This is a genomic window from Halotalea alkalilenta DSM 17697, from assembly GCF_000621205.1.
Taxonomy (GTDB): Bacteria; Pseudomonadota; Gammaproteobacteria; order Pseudomonadales; family Halomonadaceae; genus Halotalea; species Halotalea alkalilenta.
This window is the reverse complement of sequence record NZ_KK211235.1, coordinates 53,232-71,658: the sequence shown is the minus strand read 5'-3', so window position 1 is coordinate 71,658 and position 18,427 is coordinate 53,232. Positions and strand designations below refer to the sequence as shown.

The window sequence follows — 18,427 nt, the reverse complement described above, 5'->3', positions numbered from 1 at the left end:
AACGGCTGAAATGAGCCTGCACGGCGAGCGATGAATCGCGGCTCAGGATTCACTCTGCTGGGCGTTCAGCAGACGCTGGCTGTTGTGCTCGATCTTCTCGAGGGTGGACGAAAAATGATCGACTTCCTCCTCGCTGAGCCCTTCGAGCATTTCGGCGCGGGCCTGGTTGACCACGAAATCGATCTGCTCGATCAAGGGGGCCGCCTTCCTGGTCAGGTGGATGCGCTTGGTACGCCGGTCATGGCCGCATGGGCGGCGCTCGATCAGGCCTTGGCGCGCGAGCTGGTCGAGCGTGCGGACCAGCGAGGGAGCCTCGACGCCGATGCTGCGGGCCAGGTCGCACTGAGCTTGGCCATCACCGCTCTTCCACAGGTTGTAAAGCGTGATCCATCTGGTCTGGGTCAGGCCCAGTGGCGCCAAGCGGTGGTCGACGACGGCGCGCCAGCTGCGTGGCAGCCTGGCGAGCCTCATTCCGATGTCGTCGTACTTGGACGGAGGATGTTGGAATTTTATGTTCATCGATGCCGAATTATGCGTGCGTAATTGTAGAGTGTTTGAGTGTAACGATTCGTGCGCAGGTCAGCCTGACTGAATTCGATAGGCGCCCGCCCATTCACACAGTGGCCCCCTTCCGCCGGCAAGCGTCAACGCCAGGTCGGACAGCGCAGCCCAGGTAGGCAGGGGAGCCGCGCCCTTGATCGAAAGATCGATCCGTTGGGCGAACAGCAACAGCTTGCTCAGCCGAGCATGGGGCAAGCGCTTGGTGGCAGCCTGATAGCCAGGGCGGCGCTTTTCCATGATCGAAGGTTTCTGCGCCTTGCAAGCATGATCGAAACTTTGGCCCTGGTCGAGATGTTGGCGAAGCGAAAGCAGCGTTCGCAGTTCGCGGGTCAGCGCCCAGAGCACCACCGGCGCTTCGACCCCTTCCGCGCGAAGGCCCTGGACGATACGCAGGGCCCGCTCGCGCTCGCCCTGGACACAGGCGTCGGTGAGGTTGAAGACATCGAAGCGGGCGCCGTCGCCGGAGCTCTGTTCGATGCTCTCGAGATCGAGCCGGGTGCCCGCCGGATGCAGCAGGCGCAGCTTCGCCAGGGTCTGGTCGAGGGCCAGGAGGTTGCCCTCGAAGCGCTCCGCCAGCGCCTGGCTCGCCTGGGCATCGAGCTCGAGCTGGTGGCGGGCGGCGCGGTCGCGTACCCAGAAGTGCAGCCGCTTGTACTCCACCGGCCAGACCGGCACGAACACGCCCACCGCATCGAGGACCTTGAACCACTTGCTCTGCTGGGTGCGGTAGTCGAAGCGCGCGGCGCTGATCAGCAGCACATCGTCGCTGTGCTTCGCGTTGGCCGCATAGGCCTCCAGCGCCTTGGCGCCTTCCTGGCCGGGGGACTGGCCGCCGAGGCGCAGCTCGAGCAGGCGACGGCTGGCGAACAGCGACAGGTTGCTGGCCGTCTCGGAGAGCTGGGCCCAGTTGAAGTTGGCCTCGACGTGCAGCACCTCGCGCTCGTCGAAGCCGCGCTCGCGAACCGCGGCTCGGATTGCGTCACACGCCTCCATGTGCAGCAAGGGCTCGTCGCCGGAGACGATGTAGACCGGTGACAGGCGCTTGCCCAGCTGGTCGCCGAGCTTGTCGGGAAAGACCTTCACCCAAGCCTCACTGCTGTTCGGCCAGCGGGCTGGCGGAAAGCGCCCGCATCCGCTCTATCAGCTGCTGGGCCGCGTCGCCGGCCAGACGCAGGCGCAGCTGGGTGCGTTCGTCGTCGCGCTGGAGCAGCTGGCTGGTGCTGGTGCTGTAGGAGCCTCGGCTCTCGACGTACTGCTGGTCGACTAGATAGGCGCCGTCGGAGACGCGCTGTACCGAGTAGGGCACCCGCAGGATCAGCTCGCGTTCCTGGTTGCCGCCAGAGCCCCCGTAGCCGAGCTGGCTCTCGTCGTAGGCGGCCACACCGAGGTTGAGCTGCAGGCGCGCACTGGGATCGATCGAGACCCCGGCGCTTTCGAGGCGCCGGCGCAGTTCGCGAGCGAGCTCGTTCTGCGGCGTGTCGTCGGCGACCTGGAGCAGCAGGTGCTGCATGATCGGCCCGGAATCATTGCCGGTGCCACGCAGCTGGAAACCGCAGCCGGCCAGCGCCAGGCTGGCGCCGAAGACGGCGATCAGCAGGCCTGTGCGTAGCCTGCACCCGAGGCGATTGCTGTGTGAAGGGAGCGTCAAGCGGGTCTCTCCTTGTCATCCGGCCTCGGCATGAGGCCTGGTCATGGCGCTGCGTGACTACGCCCGTGCATTGCTTGGCCCCCGGCGGCCCGGGCCGGCCGGGGTTTCGGTTCAGGAGGCGACGATGTTGACCAGCTTGCCCGGCACCACGATCACCTTGCGGATCGTCTTGCCTTCGAGATGGCGCTGGACGTTCTCGTTGGCCAGGGCCTCGCATTCGACCGTGACCCGGTCGGCATCCGCAGGCAGTACCAGCTGGGCGCGCAGCTTGCCGTTGATCTGCACCACCAGGGTGATGCTGTCGCGCTCGAGTGCTTTCTCGTCGACGCTGGGCCAGCGTGCGTCGATCACCGCTTCCTCATGCCCGAGCGCCTGCCACAGCGTATGGCAGACGTGCGGGGTGATCGGGGAGAGGACCAGCACGCAGGCCTCGATCGCCTCGCGCGCCACCGCCAGCCCCTGAAGGCTATCGTCATCGAACTTGGCGATCGCGTTGGTCAGCTCCATCACCGCGGCGATCGCGGTGTTGAAAGTGGTGCGCCGGCCGATGTCGTCGGTGCACTTCTTGATCGTCTCGTGGGTCTTGCGGTGCAGGTCCCGCTGGGCTTCGGTCAGCTCGGAGGCGACGATGTGCCCCGGCTCGCCCTGGGCCAGGTGCTCGTGAGCCAGTTTCCACAGCCGCTTGAGGAAACGATGGGCACCCTCGACGCCGGCGTCCGACCACTCGAGCGACTGCTCCGGCGGGGCGGCGAACATCATGAACAGCCGCACGGTGTCAGCGCCGAAGCGATCGATCATCGACTGGGGGTCGACGCCGTTGTTCTTCGACTTCGACATCTTCTCGATGCCGGCCATTTCCACCGGCTGACCGTCGCTTGCGAGCACCGCGGATACCGGACGGCCCTTGTCGTCGCGGGTCACTTCGACCTCGAGCGGATTGAACCAGCTCTTGGCGCCGTTGGGCTCCTCGCGATAGTAGGTCTCGGCGACCACCATGCCCTGGGTGAGCAGGCGCTGGAACGGCTCGTCGCAGTCGACCAGGCCGAAATCGCGCATCAGCTTGTGGAAGAAGCGTGCGTAGAGCAGGTGGAGGATCGCATGCTCGATGCCGCCGATGTAGATATCGACCGGCAGCCAGTAGCGGGCGCGCTCGTCGAGCATCGCTTCCATATTGTCGGCGCAGCAGAAACGGGCGTAGTACCACGACGACTCCATGAAGGTGTCGAAGGTGTCGGTCTCGCGGGTCCAGCCGTCACCGAGCTCGTAGAAGGAGCGCAGCCGCTTGAGCGGCGAGCCGGTGGCATCGATCTCCACTTCGGTCGGCAGCCGGACCGGCAGCTCGTCGTCGGTCAGCGGCACGGTCTGGCCTTCGGGGCCGTACTTGACCGGGATCGGCGCGCCCCAGTACCGCTGGCGTGCCACACCCCAGTCGCGCAGGCGGAAGTTGATCCGCACCCGGCCGCGTCCCTCCTTCTCGAGGCGCTTGGCGATGGCGTCGAAGGCCTCGTCGAACAGCATCTCGTCGAACTCGCCCGAGTTGATCAGCTGGCCGTGTTCGGTATAGGCGCCCTCGCTGAGGTCGGGCACGTTGCCGTCGAGGTCGCTGACCACCGGCTCGATGGGCAGGCCGTACTTGGTGGCGAACTCCCAGTCGCGCTGGTCGTGTGCCGGTACCGCCATCACCGCACCGGTGCCGTACTCCATCAGTACGAAGTTGGCGACGTAGATCGGCACCTGCCTGCCGGTCAGCGGATGGCGGGCGCGATAGCCGGTATCCAGCCCTTTCTTCTCCATCGTCGCCATGTCGGCTTCGGAGGTGCCACCGGCACGGCACTCCTCGCGGAAGGCGAGCAGCTTGGGGTCGAGCTCGGAGGCGAGCCGGGCGATCGGATGGTCGGCGGCCACCGCGAGGTAGGTGACCCCCATCAGCGTGTCGGGGCGGGTGGTGAAAACGGTGAGCTTGGAATGCTCGGCCGCGACCTCGGCGACCTCGAAATCGAGCTCCACGCCCTTGGACTTACCGATCCAGTTGCGCTGCATGGTCTTGACCTGCTCGGGCCAGGCGACCTGGTCGAGATCGGCGAGCAGCTCTTCTGCGTAGTCGGTGATCTTCAAGAACCACAGCGGGATCTCGCGACGCTCCACCTTGGCGCCGGAGCGCCAGCCGCGCCCGTCGATCACCTGCTCGTTGGCCAGAACGGTCTGGTCCACCGGGTCCCAGTTGACGCTCGAGTTCTTCTTGTAGACCAGTCCCTTCTCGACCAGCTTGGCGAAGAACCACTGTTCCCAGCGGTAGTAGTCGACGTCGCAGGTGGCGAGCTCACGGTCCCAGTCGTAGGCGAAGCCGAGCGCCTTGAGCTGGGTGCGCATGTAGTCGATGTTGTCGTAGGTCCACTTGGCCGGGGGCACGCGATGCTTGATCGCGGCGTTCTCCGCCGGCATGCCGAAAGCGTCCCACCCCATCGGCTGGAGCACGTTCTTGCCCTGCATGCGCTGGAAACGGGCGATCACGTCGCCGATGGTGTAGTTGCGCACATGCCCCATGTGCAGCTTGCCGCTAGGGTAGGGGAACATGCTCAGGCAGTAGAATTTCTCGCGGTTGGCATCCTCCACCGCTTTGAAGCAGCGGTTCTTTTCCCAATACTGCTGCGCGCTGCGTTCGACTTCGAAGGGGGAGTACTGTGCATCCATCGCTTGATCTTGACACCTTGAGGTTTGGGGGCCGGCCGGTGGCGCGTATGGCCCGCGAGAGGCGGGTGGGGTCGGGCCGGGGCCGTTGAGCGGCGCCGAGGAGCGCACGCTGCGCTGCATGGCCGACGCGGCCAGAGCGCGAAAATAGTGGGGAACAAGCATACCTTAGACGACCCGCGACAGGTAGCGCCGTCCCGCTATACTGCGAGTGGATGAGGCGGGATGGATTCGCTCTTGCGCGAGTGCCTGACCAGATCGATCAGTTGAAGAAGGAGCCATGCGATGAACGAAGTGAAAGGCGGCGACTCGAAGCCAGAGGTCGAACCGCGGCCAGCACGGCTCGAAAGCGGCTATCAGCGTATCCTCGAGCGGCTTGGGGTGAGGCGTGACGCCGGTGAAGTGGAGCGCGGGCGCGAGGGTTTCGAGCGCCAGCTCGATGAGGCGGTGAACTTCGAAGCCGAGCTCACCGAATACACCAAGGATGAGCTCGCGCTGCTGCGCGAGTGGGTTCGCCGGGACGTCAGCGAGCTCGGCGGCTATCTGGCCAGCGGGGGCGGCAGCGTCGCCCAGTGGCTGGGCATCGATGTCGATGTGATTTCCGAACAGGTACGCAATGCGCTGTTCGGCGTGGCTGATCGCACCACGCTCGATCTGCAGCGCTTCGACGAGCAGCTCGAAGCGGCCCAGGCCGACTACTGTGAAGGCGAAGTGATCGCTCCCGGTCGGTTAGGCTGCGTCCACTGCGGCGAGCGCGTGACGATCACCGCGATCAGCCGGCTCGAGCCCTGCCACAGCTGTGGCCACCGCTTCTTCAAGCGGGCGCCGATGACCGCCGAGGAACTGGAGTAGCCGCGGGGTACGGCCCGGGTCCCACCCAGTTCGTTCACCCCTGCGCAAGGCGGCCCTCGTGGCCGCCTTGCCGTTTTGCGCCGCTCAGCGCCCGGCGATCCAGCCGAGATACTCGTGCAGCGCTCGCTGGCTCTGGGCCAGGCCCAGGGAGGAAGGCAGCCAGCCTCGCAGCCCTGGTGGGGCGCTCGAGAAGCTCACTGGCGCGGGCACCACTTCGAAGCCGAGACGCTCGAAGTTGCGCTCCGCGCGGGCCATGTGGAACGCAGAGGTGACCAGGATCACCTTGCGCACCTCGTGCTCGCGCAGGATCAAGGCGCTGTAGAGCGCGTTTTCCCGGGTGTTGTGGCTGTGGTTCTCGAGCCAGCGCGGCGGCATGCCGAAGGTCTCGATCAGCGCGTCGTTCATCAGCTGCGCCTCGGAGCGCCGCTCGCCGCCGGGTCGGCCGCCGGTCACTAGGATCGGCAGGCGGGTATGGCGGGAGATACGCGCCGCCTCGGCGATCCGGGCGAAGGTGTCCAGGTTGACCCGCTCGCGAGATCGCCCCGGCAGCGCCGACGCACGTCCGCCGCCGAGCACCACGATCGCCTGCGCTCCGCGCCAGTCGCTGGCCGGTGCCGGAGCGATCCGTTCGATCGGTGCGCTGAGCCACAGGCTAACCCGTGGCATGCACAGGGCGATGAACGCCAGGGAGACGGCGAAGGCGAACGCGATCGCTGCTCGTGGCCACCAGCGCCACAGCAGTGCCGCGAACAGCAGCGCGGTGACCAGCCCCCCCGGCGGCAGTACGATCGATTTGAGCACCGCGAGCAGCGAGGTGCTCATCGAGAGGCACCACCGCGCCGGCGTGAGAGCAGCGCGCCGGCGGCGACCAGCACGATCGATACCAGTACGATCGGCAGGCTGCCGGTGCGGGTGAATGGCGTCAGCCCTTCGACCGCATGGGCCTCGAAGGTGAGTACCCCGGGTTCGAAGCGGGCGATCTGGGCAAGAATCCGTCCGTCCGGGCCGACCACTGCGGTCAGGCCGTTGCTGGTCGCGCGCAGCAGGTAGCGATTGTTCTCGAGCGCGCGCATCTGCGCCATCTGCATGTGCTGGAGCGGACCGATCGAGTGGCCGAACCAGGTGTCGTTGGAGATCGTCACCAGGATGTTCGATTGGCGCGCCTGGTCGCGCACCAGGTCGGGATAGACGATTTCATAGCAGATCGCCGCGCCCAGGCGCAGCCCATCGGCGCGAAGTGGCTGCTGATCGGCGGGGCCAGGCGACATGTGCGAGGTGGGCATGTCGAAGAACGCCAGCAGGCCGCGCAGCAGCCCCTCGAGCGGCACGTACTCGCCGAACGGCACCAGTCGATGCTTCTGGTACTCGCTGCGGGTCATGCCGCCCTCCGTCTGCTGGTCGAGGGCGATCATGCTGTTGTGGAACAGTCCATTGCTGCGCGTCAGTACGCCGGTGACCAGGCTGCTGCCCGGGCGCATGTTGGCCTGGGCGAGCTGGTAGAACGGCATCGCCTGCTCCTCGAACATCGGCAGCGCGGTTTCGGGCCAGATCACAAGCTCCGCCTCACCGGCCTGTTCGCGGGTCAGGCGCAGATAGGTGTTGACCGCGGTGCGCTGGCCTTCAGGGCTCCACTTGGTCAGCTGCGGTAGGTCGCCCTGGACCAGCGCCACCGGGATCGGTCGCGGATCGGGGCTGAGCCATTGGGTTGGCAGCGCGCTGCCGGCCAGCCAGATCGCCGCCAGCGGTATCAGCGCGAGCGCACGGCGACGCACGGCCAGGTGCCAGAGCAGGGCGCCGGAAAGCGCGACCAGGAAGCTGATCAGGTAGACGCCGCCGATCGGCGCGAAGCCTGCAAGCGGGCTCTCGACGTGGGCGCTGCCGAGGTAGAGCCAGGGGAAGCCGGTGAGGAACCAGCCACGGAACACTTCGCCAAGGGTCCAGGCGGCGGCGAAGGTCAAGGGCTCGACCACCGACGGTCGTGGAGAGAGTAGGCGGTAGAAGGCCGCGCCGATCAGGTAGAAAAGCGCGAGGCCGAGGGCGAACAGCAGGGTCAGCACCGCCGCCAGCGGCATGCTGGTGTAGCCGTAGTCGTGGATCGAGACGTAGACCCAGGAGGCGCCGGCGCCGAACAGCCCGAACCCGTAGCTCCAGCCGATCAGCATGCCGCGGCGCGGCCGGGTGCCTCGCAGCAAACCATAGAGCGGTGCGCAGATCAGAGGGCCCAGCCACCAAAGTTCGAACGGGGCGAAGGTCAGCGTGGTGAGCGCACCCAGGGCTAGGGCTGCGAGGGCTGCGAGCCAGCCGCGATGGAGGATCGAGGACATCGGACTTCCTTGTCGGCGGCAAATGCCGCCGGGCAGCTGAAACGCCGGGCCGCGATGCTCGCGGCCCGGTTGGAGCTTTGGTTCAGGCGCTGATCACGCTTGATCGGGATCGGCGATCCTTTCGGCTTTCAGCCAGCGCAGCCGGCGATTGTCGGCGTTGGTCACGGTAAAGCGCCAGCCTTCGAGGTCGGTGCTCTCGTTTCGCTCGGGGAGGTGGCCGAAGCGCTGCATCACCAGCCCGCCGATGGTATCGAATTCCTCGTCGGGGAACTCGGTGGCGAAACGCTCGTTGAAATCCTCGATGCTGAGGATCGCCTTGATCGCATAGCTGCCGTCGCCGAGCTCGCGGATTTCATCCTCGTCGTCGACGTCGTGCTCGTCTTCGATGTCGCCGACGATCTGCTCGAGGATGTCTTCGATGGTGACGATGCCCGCGGTGCCGCCGTATTCGTCGACCACCACCGCCATGTGGCTGTGGGTGTCGCGAAACTCCTTGAGCAGGCTGTTGAGGCGCTTGGACTCGGGAATGAAGGTCGCCGGGCGCAGTACGCTTGAGAGATCGAAAGCATCGCGTTCGCTCTCGGGGCGCATGATCAGCGGAAGCAGGTCCTTGACCAGCAGGATGCCGAGTACGTCGTCGAGGTCGTCGCCAATCACCGGGTACCGGGAGTGGCCCGATTCGTGGATCATCGGCAGGTACTCGCTCGGCGCCTGGTTGATCCGGATCACCTCGATCTGGGAGCGCTGGATCATCACTTCGCGGACCTGCTGGTCGCTGATCTCGAACGCTCCTTCGATGATCGACAGCCCGTCGGAGTCGAGATCGAAGCGTGGCGCGGTCTGGCGGAGAAACTGGAGAAGTTCGGCGCGGCTGGTCGGTTCTTCACTGTCGCTTGAAAAAGCACCGAGCAGTCTTTCGAGCCAATTCTTGCCGTTCTGCTCAGCCGATCGGTCATCGCTCATGGCGGTGGTCTCTTGTCCTCGTGAGGGAGTGCGCATGGTGGAGCGCGGGGTGGAAGGCCCGCCGGCGTCGGGATGATCGCCGCGGGCGTGGAAATCGTTGGTAGGTCATGCGTCGTCGCGATAAGGGTCCGGGATCGACAGGCGCGCGAGCAGCTCACGCTCCAGTGTCTCCATCCTTTCGGCCTCATCGTCCTCGATATGGTCGTAGCCCAGCAGGTGCAGGGTGCCGTGGATCACCATGTGGGCGAAGTGGTGCGCCAGCGGTTTGCCCTGTTCGAGCGCTTCGCGCTCGACCACATGGGGGCTGATCACTAGGTCCCCGAGCAGCGGCAGGTCGATGCCAGGGGGCGCTTCGAAGGGGAAGGAGAGCACGTTGGTCGAGGCATCCTTGCCGCGATAGTCGCGGTTGAGCTCGCGGCTCTCGGCCTCCTCGACGAAGCGCACGGTGAGCTCGTCGCGGGTTTCGGCGGGGTGCGCCATCAGTACCAGACCCACCCAGCGGGCCAGATCTTCCTCATCGGGCAGCGGCTCGAAAGCCACCGCCAGCTGCAGGTCGACCTGGCCCGATCGTAACTCTGCGTCGGCGTTCAAGATGGCTGCTCGCTCTGCTGTTCGAAGCTGTCATAGGCCTCGATGATGCGCTGTACCAGAGGATGGCGCACTACGTCCTTCGACAGGAAGCGGGTGAAGCTGATGCCCGGGACGCCGTCGAGCACGCCGAGCACGTGGGTGAGCCCTGAGCTTATCCCGCGCGGCAGGTCGATCTGGGTGATGTCGCCGGTGATCACCGCGGTCGAGCCGAAGCCGATGCGGGTGAGGAACATCTTCATCTGCTCGCGGGTGGTGTTCTGGCTCTCGTCGAGGATGATGAAGGCGTTGTTCAGCGTGCGTCCGCGCATGTAGGCGAGCGGGGCGATCTCGATCACCTGGCGCTCGATCAGCTTGCCGACCTGCTCGAAGCCGATCATCTCGTAGAGCGCGTCGTAGAGCGGGCGCAGGTAGGGGTCGATCTTCTGTGCCAGGTCGCCGGGCAGGAAGCCGAGCTTCTCGCCGGCCTCGACCGCGGGGCGCACCAGCAGGATGCGCTGCACCCGCTGCTGGTTGAGCGCCTCGACCGCGGCGGCCACCGCCAGATAGGTCTTGCCGGTACCGGCCGGGCCGACGCCGAAGTTGATGTCGTGGCTGCGCACCGCGTTGACGTAGTTCTGCTGGTTGTGGCCGCGGGGTTTGATCATCATTTTCGAGGTGCGGATGATCACCTCGCTGCTGGCCAGCTCCTGGGTTTCGTCGCCGCTCGATTTCATCCCCGACTCCTGGAGGAACAGATGCACGGTGTCGGGCGGCAGCTCGCTGCCGTCGGTCTCGCGGTAGAGCTGCTCGAGCACGTTCGCCGCCGCCCTGACCTGCGGCTGGGGCCCGGCGAGCTGGAAGGTGTTGCCACGGTTGCGGATGGTGACGTCGAGACGATCTTCTACCAGCTTCAGGTTCTCGTCCTGCTGGCCGCACAGGGTGGCGAGGCGCAGCGGATCGTTGGGTTCCAGGGAGAGTTGCAGGATGCGATGACTCGTTGCGGCGTTTTGGCTCAAGGGGCGTCGTCCTGAACGAGGAAGTAGGGTGTCAGATTACTGCGGCGGGCCGGCTTTGCAAACGCACGCTTTTAGTCGCATCGCGCAAGCCCGGTCGACGATTTGAATGTGGTGGCCCGAGCGGCGAAATACAAGCGCCATTCGGACCGCCTGAAGGTGCATGAACATTCAACGATCGTCGGGCGGGGTGGCTCAGAAACGCTGCGGTGAGGCGAGCTCCCCGCGCAGCGAGTTGGCGTAGGCCTCGGTGATCTCGACATCGACGAAATGGCCGATCAGCTCGATCGGATTGGCCGCCTTGAAGTTGACCACCCTGTTGTTCTCGGTCCGCGCCGACAGCTCTCCCGGGTCGCGCGGCGAGAAGCCCGTCACCAGCACCCGTTCGAGCCTGCCGACCATGCGCCGGGAGATCTGCATCGCCTGCTGGTTGATCCTCGCCTGCAGCCGTGCCAGGCGCTCCTTCTTGACCGCCTCGGGCGTGTCGTCGGGCAGCGCGGAGGCGGGGGTGCCCGGGCGCTTGGAGTAGACGAAGCTGAACGAGTGGTCGAAGCCGATTCGCTCGATCAGGTCCATGGTCTGCTCGAAGTCCTCCTCGGTCTCGCCGGGAAAGCCGACGATGAAGTCGGAGGAGAAGCTGATCTCCGGGCGCAGGGCGCGGATCCGTTCGAGCTTGGCGATGTACTCCTCGCGCCCGTGGCCGCGCTTCATCAGGGTGAGGATCCGATCCGACCCCGACTGCACTGGCAGGTGCAGGTGGCTGACCAGCTCGGGCACCTCGGCATAGGCCTGGATCAAGCTGTCGCTGAACTCGACCGGATGAGAGGTGGTGAAGCGGATCCGGTCGATGCCCTCGATCCCGGCGATCGTGGCGATCAGCTCGGCGAGATCGACCTCTTCGTCGAGCTGGTCGAGGCCGCGATAGGCGTTGACGTTCTGGCCCAGCAGGTTGATCTCGCGCACGCCCTGCTCGGCGAGGTGGGCGACTTCGTCGATCACGCTCTCGAACGGACGGGAGATCTCCTCTCCCCGGGTGTAGGGCACCACGCAGAACGAGCAGTACTTCGAGCAGCCCTCCATCACCGAGACGAAGGCGCTGGCGCCGTCGCTCTTGGGTGCCGGCAGCCGGTCGAACTTCTCGATCTCGGGGAAGGTGACGTCGACCACCGAGATCTGCCCGCTCTGGCGGCTGTCGATCATCTCCGGTACCCGGTGCAGGGTCTGGGGGCCGAACACCAGGTCGACGTGGGGCGCGCGGCGGCGGATGTTATCGCCTTCCTGGCTCGCCACGCAGCCGCCGACCCCGATCACCAGGTCGGGCTTGGCGGCCTTGAGGCGCTTCCAGCGGCCGAGCTGGTGGAACACCTTCTCCTGCGCCTTCTCGCGGATCGAGCAAGTGTTGAGCAGGATCACGTCCGCCTCGTGCTCGTCATGGGTGATCTCGAGGCGGTGGGATTCGCCGAGCAGGTCCGCCATCCGCGCCGAGTCGTACTCGTTCATCTGGCAGCCGTGGGTCTTGATGAAGAGCTTCTTCGCCATGTCGTGCAAGCCTGGTCGTCGGAGTCGGGCACGCCTTGCTTACCGCATCGCCGGCGCGCCATCAGTGATAAGGGGTCTGTATCGGTACTGAACGGGAAACTGGGCCTGAAAGTGTACCAGCCCCAGGGCGCGCCATTATACGTATGGCGCTCCCCTGCGACCAGCACGGCCAGCATGATAGAATCGCGGCTCGAGCCCGGCGTTACCCGATGCTTGGATGAGGCTTGCCTGGTCGAAACATCCCACGTCACATTTGATTTCGAACTCGTTACAAGCCGTTGCGCGAAGCCCCACTGCGCCGGCGCCGGGCTCCGTTAGAATCCTTCCGGCCGATGCGTCCTGTTTTCCGCAGGCGTGGTCGACGCCGGTCTGGTCAGACTCACCCTGCGCCCAGGGCCATCTCGAGGCCCGTCGTGCCCCGAAAAATCTTGAAGGAAGCAATGGCCTCGAAGCCCATTTATCGCGTCGTCGTTCATCAGCAAGGTGAAGTCTGGGAGCTCTACGCCCGGGAGATCTATCAGAGCGATCTCTGGGGATTCGTCGAGGTCGAGGAGTTCGTCTTCACCGACGCCTCGAAGCTCGTGATCGATCCAGGGAACGACAAGCTGCGTCGCACCTTCGATGGGGTCAAGCGCAGCTATCTGCCGATCAACGCCATCCTGCGCATCGACGAGGTCGAGCGCGAGGGCGAGGCGAAGAGCTTCAAATCGGACGGCAAGATCGCCAACTTCCCGATGCCCAGCCAGTGGCCGCCGCGCGGGCAGGAGTGAGGACGCAGGCATGAACGTTTTTTGACCAAAACGTGACCGGGCCCCAGGGGAAGGCAGGTCGCACGCTTCCGCCCAGTGCTTGTCCAGGATGTTATCCACAGCTTCTGTGGATACGCGGTCGCCGGTGGCGTGGTCCGTTGGCGGTCGATCATGGACAGGACGTATCGATGCGACCCCGTGGCCTTTCCGTTCACATTCACTGAATTCGAGCACGATAGTCTTCCATGTCCACGATCCGAGATACCCGACCTCTCCACGCCATCCGCGGCCTTCGTGGCCTGCTGCTGGCGCCTGCGCTCTGCGCGGGGCTCATCCTCTCCCCGGCCCACGCCCAGCAAGCGCCCTCCGATGAAAGCCAGCGCTGGGTGAGCGATCAGCTCACCACTTTCGTACGCAGCGGGCCGACCGATGGCTATCGCATCGTGGGCGCGCTGCGCGCCGGCCAGCGGGTCGAGCTGGTCGCCACCCAGGGCGACTACAGCCAGGTGCGCGGCGCCAACGGTGACACCGTATGGATTCGCAGCGACGAACTGCAGGACCAGCCGGGCCCGGCCGAACGCGTGCCCGAGCTCGAGCAGCGGGCGAACGAGCTCAGCGAGCAGCTCGCCAACATCAACCAGACCTGGGAAGCCAAGGTCGAGGGCATGACCGAGACGCTGGAAGCGCGTCGGGCGAGAATCGACGAACTCGAGGCCAGCCGCAGCCAGCTCGATCGCGAACTCACCAGCACCCAGTCCGAGGTCCGTGAGCTCAAGGCGCAGCTTGGCGATGAGCGCCAGCAGGTGCTGATGCGCTACTTCGTCTACGGCGGCGGCGTGGCCGGCGCGGGCCTGCTCGCCGGTTTGATCCTGCCGGCGCTCACCGGCGGTCGCAAGAAGCGGCGTGACCGCTGGTTCTGAGCATGGACGACGCCGGGGACGAATGGCAGGCGCGCTGGAGCGAGGGGCGGATCGGCTTTCATCGGGACGCAGTGCATCCGATGCTGGCCGGGTACTGGCCGAGCCTCGGCGTGGCTCGCGATAGCGACGTGCTGGTGCCGCTTTGCGGCAAGTCCGTCGACATGCGCTGGCTCGAGGGGCGTGGCCATTCGGTCACAGGTGTCGATCGGGTCGCGGCCGCACTGGCAGGCTTCGCCGCCGAAGACCCACGGGTACCCGAGCGTTTGCGCCATGAAGGGATCGACGGGCTGAGGCTCGGGCGCATCACCCTGTGGCGTGCGGATATCTTCCATCTGCCGCTCGGCAACCATGGTCGCATGGCCTTCTACGACCGCGCCGCCCTGGTCGCGCTGCCGGCGCCGACGCGCATGCGCTACGCGGTGGTCCTGGCGCAGCTCTGCGCGCCGGGGGCGGTCGGTCTATTGATCACCGTGCATCGACCAGGTAGGGCGGGCGAGGGCCCGCCCTACCTGGTCGATGAGGAGGAGCTCGCGCGGCTGTTCGGCGCCAACTTCAGGCTCCGCGCGCTCGGCCGGGGAGTCGACGCCGCCGGGACCGAGGAATTCGCCTGGCGGCTCGAGCGCAAGGGGAATCGGGGCTAGGGCCGGTCGCTGCCTTGGTTCGGCAGCGGCATGTCGACCAGCGCGCCGCTGGCCTCGTCGACGCGCCGCAGCTGCTGCGGCAGTGCATAGCAGCGCGTGCCGCGCGTTATCCCTGCGCGCTCGAACTCAGCGTGGGAGAGGGTGGCCTGCCAGGGCTGCGTGCTCCACGTCACCTCGAGCTCGAGGCGTACCTCCGCGCCCACTGGGGCGATCGCGCTGACCGTCACCGGCAGCCGCGCGCCGGCGCTCGGTGAGGTGGCGAGGGCGACCTCATGGGGGCGCAGCAGCAGTTCCACCGGCCCGTCCGCCACGCCTGGCAGGTCGAGTCCGGCGTTTTCCCCCAGCGCCAGGTGGCCATTGCGCACCTCGCCACTCAGCGCATTGGTCTCACCGAGGAATTCGAACACGAAGCGGTTGATCGGACGACGATAGAGCCGCGTCGGCTCGTCGACCTGCTCGATCCGCCCCTGGCTCATCACCACCACGCGATCGGAGAGCTCCAGCGCCTCTTCCTGGTCATGGGTGACGAACACGCAGGTGAAGCCCAGCTCCGCATGCAGATGGCGCAGCCAGCGACGCAGCTCTACGCGGACCTTGGCGTCGAGCGCCCCGAAGGGTTCATCCATCAGCAGCACCTCGGGCTCCACCGCGAGTGCCCGAGCCAGCGATACCCGCTGCTGCTGGCCGCCGGAGAGCTGCGCCGGCAGGCGCGAGGCGAGCTTTTCGAGCTGCACGCGCTCGAGCAGCGCGAAGACACGGCGCTTGATCTCTTCGTTGCTCGGGCGTTCGGCGCGTGGGCGAGCGCGCAGCCCGAAGGCGACGTTCTCGAACACGCTCATATGGCGAAACAGCGCATAGTGCTGGAATACGAAGCCGACCCGGCGATGGCGCACGTGGAGGCGGGTGACGTCGCGTTCGCCGAACAGCACCCGTCCCTCGCTTGGCTGTTCGAGGCCGGCGATGATCCGCATCAGGGTGGTCTTGCCCGACCCCGAAGGCCCCAGCAGGCCGACCAGCTCGCCGTTGCCGATCGAAAGCGTGGTGGGATGGAGTGCGGTGGTGGTGCCGAAGCGACGCGACACCTGGTCGATATTGATGCTCATGAAGACGAACCTGTGAATGGCGAGCGCTGGGCGTTCGAGAGTGGCGCGGTCATGGTGCGTGCTTGCGCGCGGCGTAGGTGTCGAGCAGCGCCTTGACCACCAGCGTCAGTACCGCCAGCACCGCGAGCAGCAGGGCGGCGACGAAGGCGCCGACGGTGTTGTAGTCCTGGTAGAGCTGCTGGACCATCAGCGGCAGGGTCAAAGTCTGGCCGCGAATCGCGCCGGAGACCACCGACACCGCGCCGAACTCTCCCATCGCCCGGGCGTTGGTGAGGATCACGCCATAGATCAGCGCGGTGCGCACGTTGGGCAGGGTGACCCGGCGAAACAGCGTCCAGCCGTTGGCACCGAGGGTTACCGCGGCTTCCTCTTCGCGGCTGCCCTGCGCCTGCATCAGCGGGATCAGTTCGCGAGCGACGAACGGGCAGGTGACGAATATCGTCACCAGCAGCATGCCGGGCCAGGCGAACATCAGCTGCACGTCATGGCCGTCGAGCCACTGGCCGAGCCAGCCGTTGCGGCCATAGAGCAGCAGGTACAGGAGCCCCGCGATGACTGGCGAGACCGCGAACGGGATATCGATCAGGGTCTGCAGCAGCCGCCGGCCGGGAAAGCTGAACCGCGTCACCAGCCAGGCGAGGAAGATCCCGAACACCAGGTTGACCGGCACGGTGATCACCGCGATCAAGAGCGTCAGCCAGATCGCCTGGACGGTGAAGTAGTCGGTCAGGTTGGTGATGAATGGACCGATCCCCCGGGCGAAGGCTTCGAACACGATCGCCACCAGCGGGACCAGCAGTACCAGCGCTGAAAGCACCACCGCGAGCAGGATCAGCGTCACCCGCACCGGTGTCGAATCGCCTATGCGGCGCATGGGCAGCTCTCCTCGTCGATCCTCGGTGGCTGGTTCTCGACACGTCCTTGGCTCATGCGCCGGTACTCCCGTGCAGGCGGCGGAAGAAGCGTGCCTGCCAGAGGTTGATCGCCAGCAGCAGCGCCAGCGAGGTGAACAGCACCAGCGAGGCGATCGCCGCCGCCGCCGCGTAGTCGTACTCCTCGAGCCGGGTGACGATCATCAGCGCGGTGATCTCGGTCTGGTAGGGCATGTTGCCGGCGATGAAGATCACCGCCCCGTACTCGCCGAGCGAGCGGGCGAAGGCGAGGCCGGTACCGGTCAGCAGCGCCGGCCATATGTGCGGGAAGATCACCCGGCGAAAGGCGTAGAGGGTGCCCGCGCCGAGGGTCATCGCCGCTTCGTCGACCTCGTTCGGCAGCTCCTCGAGCACCGGCTGCACCGTGCGCACCACGAACGGCACGCTGGTGAATGCCATCGCCACCACGATCCCTAGCCAGCTGTAGGAGACCTGGAAGCCGAGGAACTGGCCGATCGCGCCGTTGCCGGCGTAGAGCGTCGCCAGCGTGATCCCGGCCACCGCGGTGGGCAGCGCGAAGGGCAGGTCCATCAGCGCGTCGAGCAGGCGCTTGCCGGGGAACTCGTAGCGCACCAGCACCCAGGCGCAGAGCAGCCCGAACACCATGTTGAAGGCCGATGCCACCAGTGCGCTCAGCACCGTCACCTGGTAGCTGGCGAGGTTGCGTGAGTCGGTGATGATCGTCCAGTACTGCGCCCAGGAGAGGGTCGCGAGCTGGCCGAACAGCCCGCTGAGCGGTAGCAGCAGGATCAGGCTGACATACAGCAGGGTGATGCCGAGCGAGAGGGTGAAGCCCGGCAGCACCCGTTTGGGAGCACGTGCGATCATCTGCGCAGCAGCTGGTCGAGTTTGGCGCCGGAGGCGAAATGGGTGCGGGTGATCGTATCCCAGTCGCCGAACTCCTGGTTGACGTCGAGCAGTTCGGTTTCGGGGAAGCGATCGGAGAACTCCCGCGCTACCTCAGGATCGCGCACCCGGTAGTTGTGCTCGGCGATGATTCGCTGCGCGGCCGGCGAGTAGAGATACTCGAGGTAGGCGCGGGCCAGATCCTCGGTCTGGTTGCGCCGCACGCTGTCGTCGACCCAGGCGACCGGGAACTCGGCGAGCAGGTCGACCGGCGGTACGACCACTTCGTAGCTGTCATCGCCATATTCGCGGCTGATGCTCTGCACTTCGGATTCGAAGCTGATCAATACGTCGCCGATACCGCGCTCGACGAACGAGGTGGTGGCGCCACGTCCGCCGGTGTCGAACACCGCCACGTTGGCGAGCAGTTTGCGCATGTACGCTTCGGTCTGTACTTCATCACCGCCGTTTTCACGTGCCGCCGCCGCCCAGGCGGCGAGATAGGTGTAGCGCGCGTTGCCGGAGGTCTTGGGGTTGGGGAACACCACCCGAACGCCGTCCTCGGCCAGGTCCTGCCAGTCCTCGATGCCTTTCGGATTACCCTTACGGACCAAAAACGCCATGGTCGAATAGAATGGCGAGCTGTTGTCCGCCAGCCGGCTCTGCCAGTCCTCGGCCACGAGTCCCGCGTTGGCTAGCACATCGATGTCGGTGGTCTGGTTGAAGGTCACCACGTCCGCGCGCAGCCCTTCGATGATCGAGCGCGCCTGGGTCGAGGAGCCAGCATGGGACTGCTGGATCTCGACCTCCTCGCCATGCGCCTCGCGCCACTGCTCGATGAAGGGCGGGTTGAGCGCGGTGAACAGTTCACGCGAGACGTCGTAGGAGGCGTTCATCAGGGTGCGTTCGGCGGCGCTTGCGGACAGGGGCGCGGTAAGGCTCAGGCCCAGGGTCGCGGCGCCGAGCAGTCCTGCGCCGAGCCGCAGGGTCGAGAGCTTGGATAGGATGTTCATCGGTGACCTCGAAGAAAAGGGGAAGCACGCGGGCGGCTGCGTGCTATCTGGTGCGATAGGCTAGT

At 66.1% G+C, this 18,427-nt stretch carries 18 protein-coding genes; 4 read left to right on the top strand and 14 right to left on the bottom strand.

The window, feature by feature from the left end:
* Positions 1 to 42 precede the first annotated feature (42 nt).
* The 4 genes from slyA to leuS form a co-directional block, all read right to left on the bottom strand.
* Positions 43 to 471 (bottom strand): transcriptional regulator SlyA, encoded by a 429-nt coding sequence (gene slyA, locus Q376_RS0120240; protein WP_043449133.1) that lies wholly within the window; start codon positions 469 to 471, stop codon positions 43 to 45.
* A 108-nt stretch (positions 472 to 579) separates the two neighbouring features.
* Positions 580 to 1,644: a DNA polymerase III subunit delta gene (gene holA / locus Q376_RS0120235; protein ID WP_027351831.1), complete on the bottom strand. Its 1,065-nt coding sequence runs from the start codon at positions 1,642 to 1,644 to the stop codon at positions 580 to 582.
* A 7-nt stretch (positions 1,645 to 1,651) separates the two neighbouring features.
* Positions 1,652 to 2,209 (bottom strand): LPS-assembly lipoprotein LptE, encoded by a 558-nt coding sequence (locus tag Q376_RS0120230; protein WP_052365594.1) that lies wholly within the window; start codon positions 2,207 to 2,209, stop codon positions 1,652 to 1,654.
* Positions 2,210 to 2,320: 111 nt separating this feature from the next.
* Entirely contained in the window at positions 2,321 to 4,900 is a 2,580-nt protein-coding gene (gene leuS / locus Q376_RS0120225) for a leucine--tRNA ligase (RefSeq protein ID WP_027351829.1), read from the bottom strand.
* Positions 4,901 to 5,182: 282 nt separating this feature from the next.
* Between leuS and Q376_RS23775 the strand changes: the two genes are divergently transcribed.
* Positions 5,183 to 5,749, top strand: a complete 567-nt coding sequence (locus tag Q376_RS23775) for a zinc ribbon-containing protein (RefSeq protein ID WP_043449130.1) — start codon at positions 5,183 to 5,185, stop codon at positions 5,747 to 5,749.
* Positions 5,750 to 5,833: 84 nt separating this feature from the next.
* Here the strand turns inward: Q376_RS23775 and Q376_RS23770 are convergent, their stop codons facing one another.
* From Q376_RS23770 to miaB, 6 genes are all read right to left on the bottom strand, one after another.
* A complete protein-coding gene (locus Q376_RS23770) occupies positions 5,834 to 6,571 on the bottom strand; it encodes a YdcF family protein (RefSeq protein ID WP_043449127.1) in 738 nt (245 codons plus the stop codon).
* Complete coding sequence (gene lnt, locus Q376_RS0120210) at positions 6,568 to 8,073, bottom strand: apolipoprotein N-acyltransferase (RefSeq protein WP_052365591.1); 1,506 nt, start codon at positions 8,071 to 8,073, stop codon at positions 6,568 to 6,570. The genes Q376_RS23770 and lnt overlap by 4 nt, the downstream gene beginning before the upstream one ends.
* 93 nt (positions 8,074 to 8,166) lie before the next feature.
* Positions 8,167 to 9,036: a CorC family transporter gene (locus tag Q376_RS0120205; RefSeq protein WP_027351827.1), complete on the bottom strand. Its 870-nt coding sequence runs from the start codon at positions 9,034 to 9,036 to the stop codon at positions 8,167 to 8,169.
* A gap of 105 nt (positions 9,037 to 9,141) precedes the next feature.
* Positions 9,142 to 9,627 carry an rRNA maturation RNase YbeY gene (ybeY, locus tag Q376_RS0120200; RefSeq protein ID WP_027351826.1) on the bottom strand — a complete coding sequence of 162 codons (486 nt, stop codon included), beginning with the start codon at positions 9,625 to 9,627 and terminating at the stop codon, positions 9,142 to 9,144.
* Positions 9,624 to 10,622, bottom strand: a complete 999-nt coding sequence (locus tag Q376_RS23765; RefSeq protein ID WP_043449121.1) for a PhoH family protein — start codon at positions 10,620 to 10,622, stop codon at positions 9,624 to 9,626. Before Q376_RS23765 ends, ybeY begins: the two co-directional genes overlap by 4 nt.
* A gap of 192 nt (positions 10,623 to 10,814) precedes the next feature.
* On the bottom strand, positions 10,815 to 12,158 hold the full coding sequence (miaB, locus tag Q376_RS0120190; protein WP_027351825.1) for a tRNA (N6-isopentenyl adenosine(37)-C2)-methylthiotransferase MiaB: 1,344 nt from the start codon (positions 12,156 to 12,158) through the stop codon (positions 10,815 to 10,817).
* A 440-nt stretch (positions 12,159 to 12,598) separates the two neighbouring features.
* Here miaB and Q376_RS0120185 point away from each other — a divergent pair, with 440 nt between their 5' ends.
* From Q376_RS0120185 to Q376_RS0120175, 3 genes are all read left to right on the top strand, one after another.
* Positions 12,599 to 12,928 carry a DUF1820 family protein gene (locus Q376_RS0120185; RefSeq protein WP_027351824.1) on the top strand — a complete coding sequence of 110 codons (330 nt, stop codon included), beginning with the start codon at positions 12,599 to 12,601 and terminating at the stop codon, positions 12,926 to 12,928.
* A gap of 224 nt (positions 12,929 to 13,152) precedes the next feature.
* A complete protein-coding gene (locus Q376_RS0120180; protein WP_027351823.1) occupies positions 13,153 to 13,827 on the top strand; it encodes a TIGR04211 family SH3 domain-containing protein in 675 nt (224 codons plus the stop codon).
* A 2-nt stretch (positions 13,828 to 13,829) separates the two neighbouring features.
* On the top strand, positions 13,830 to 14,468 hold the full coding sequence (locus Q376_RS0120175) for a class I SAM-dependent methyltransferase (RefSeq protein WP_043449118.1): 639 nt from the start codon (positions 13,830 to 13,832) through the stop codon (positions 14,466 to 14,468).
* Here the strand turns inward: Q376_RS0120175 and Q376_RS23760 are convergent.
* The 4 genes from Q376_RS23760 to cysP are packed head-to-tail and all read right to left on the bottom strand — an operon-like array spanning position 14,465 to position 18,362.
* A complete protein-coding gene (locus tag Q376_RS23760) occupies positions 14,465 to 15,571 on the bottom strand; it encodes a sulfate/molybdate ABC transporter ATP-binding protein (protein WP_052365589.1) in 1,107 nt (368 codons plus the stop codon). The genes Q376_RS0120175 and Q376_RS23760 overlap by 4 nt on opposite strands.
* A gap of 49 nt (positions 15,572 to 15,620) precedes the next feature.
* Positions 15,621 to 16,445 (bottom strand): sulfate ABC transporter permease subunit CysW, encoded by an 825-nt coding sequence (gene cysW / locus Q376_RS0120165; RefSeq protein ID WP_027351821.1) that lies wholly within the window; start codon positions 16,443 to 16,445, stop codon positions 15,621 to 15,623.
* A gap of 52 nt (positions 16,446 to 16,497) precedes the next feature.
* On the bottom strand, positions 16,498 to 17,331 hold the full coding sequence (gene cysT / locus Q376_RS0120160) for a sulfate ABC transporter permease subunit CysT (protein ID WP_027351820.1): 834 nt from the start codon (positions 17,329 to 17,331) through the stop codon (positions 16,498 to 16,500).
* Positions 17,328 to 18,362 carry a thiosulfate ABC transporter substrate-binding protein CysP gene (gene cysP / locus Q376_RS0120155; RefSeq protein ID WP_052365587.1) on the bottom strand — a complete coding sequence of 345 codons (1,035 nt, stop codon included), beginning with the start codon at positions 18,360 to 18,362 and terminating at the stop codon, positions 17,328 to 17,330. Before cysP ends, cysT begins: the two co-directional genes overlap by 4 nt.
* Positions 18,363 to 18,427: the final 65 nt, after the last annotated feature.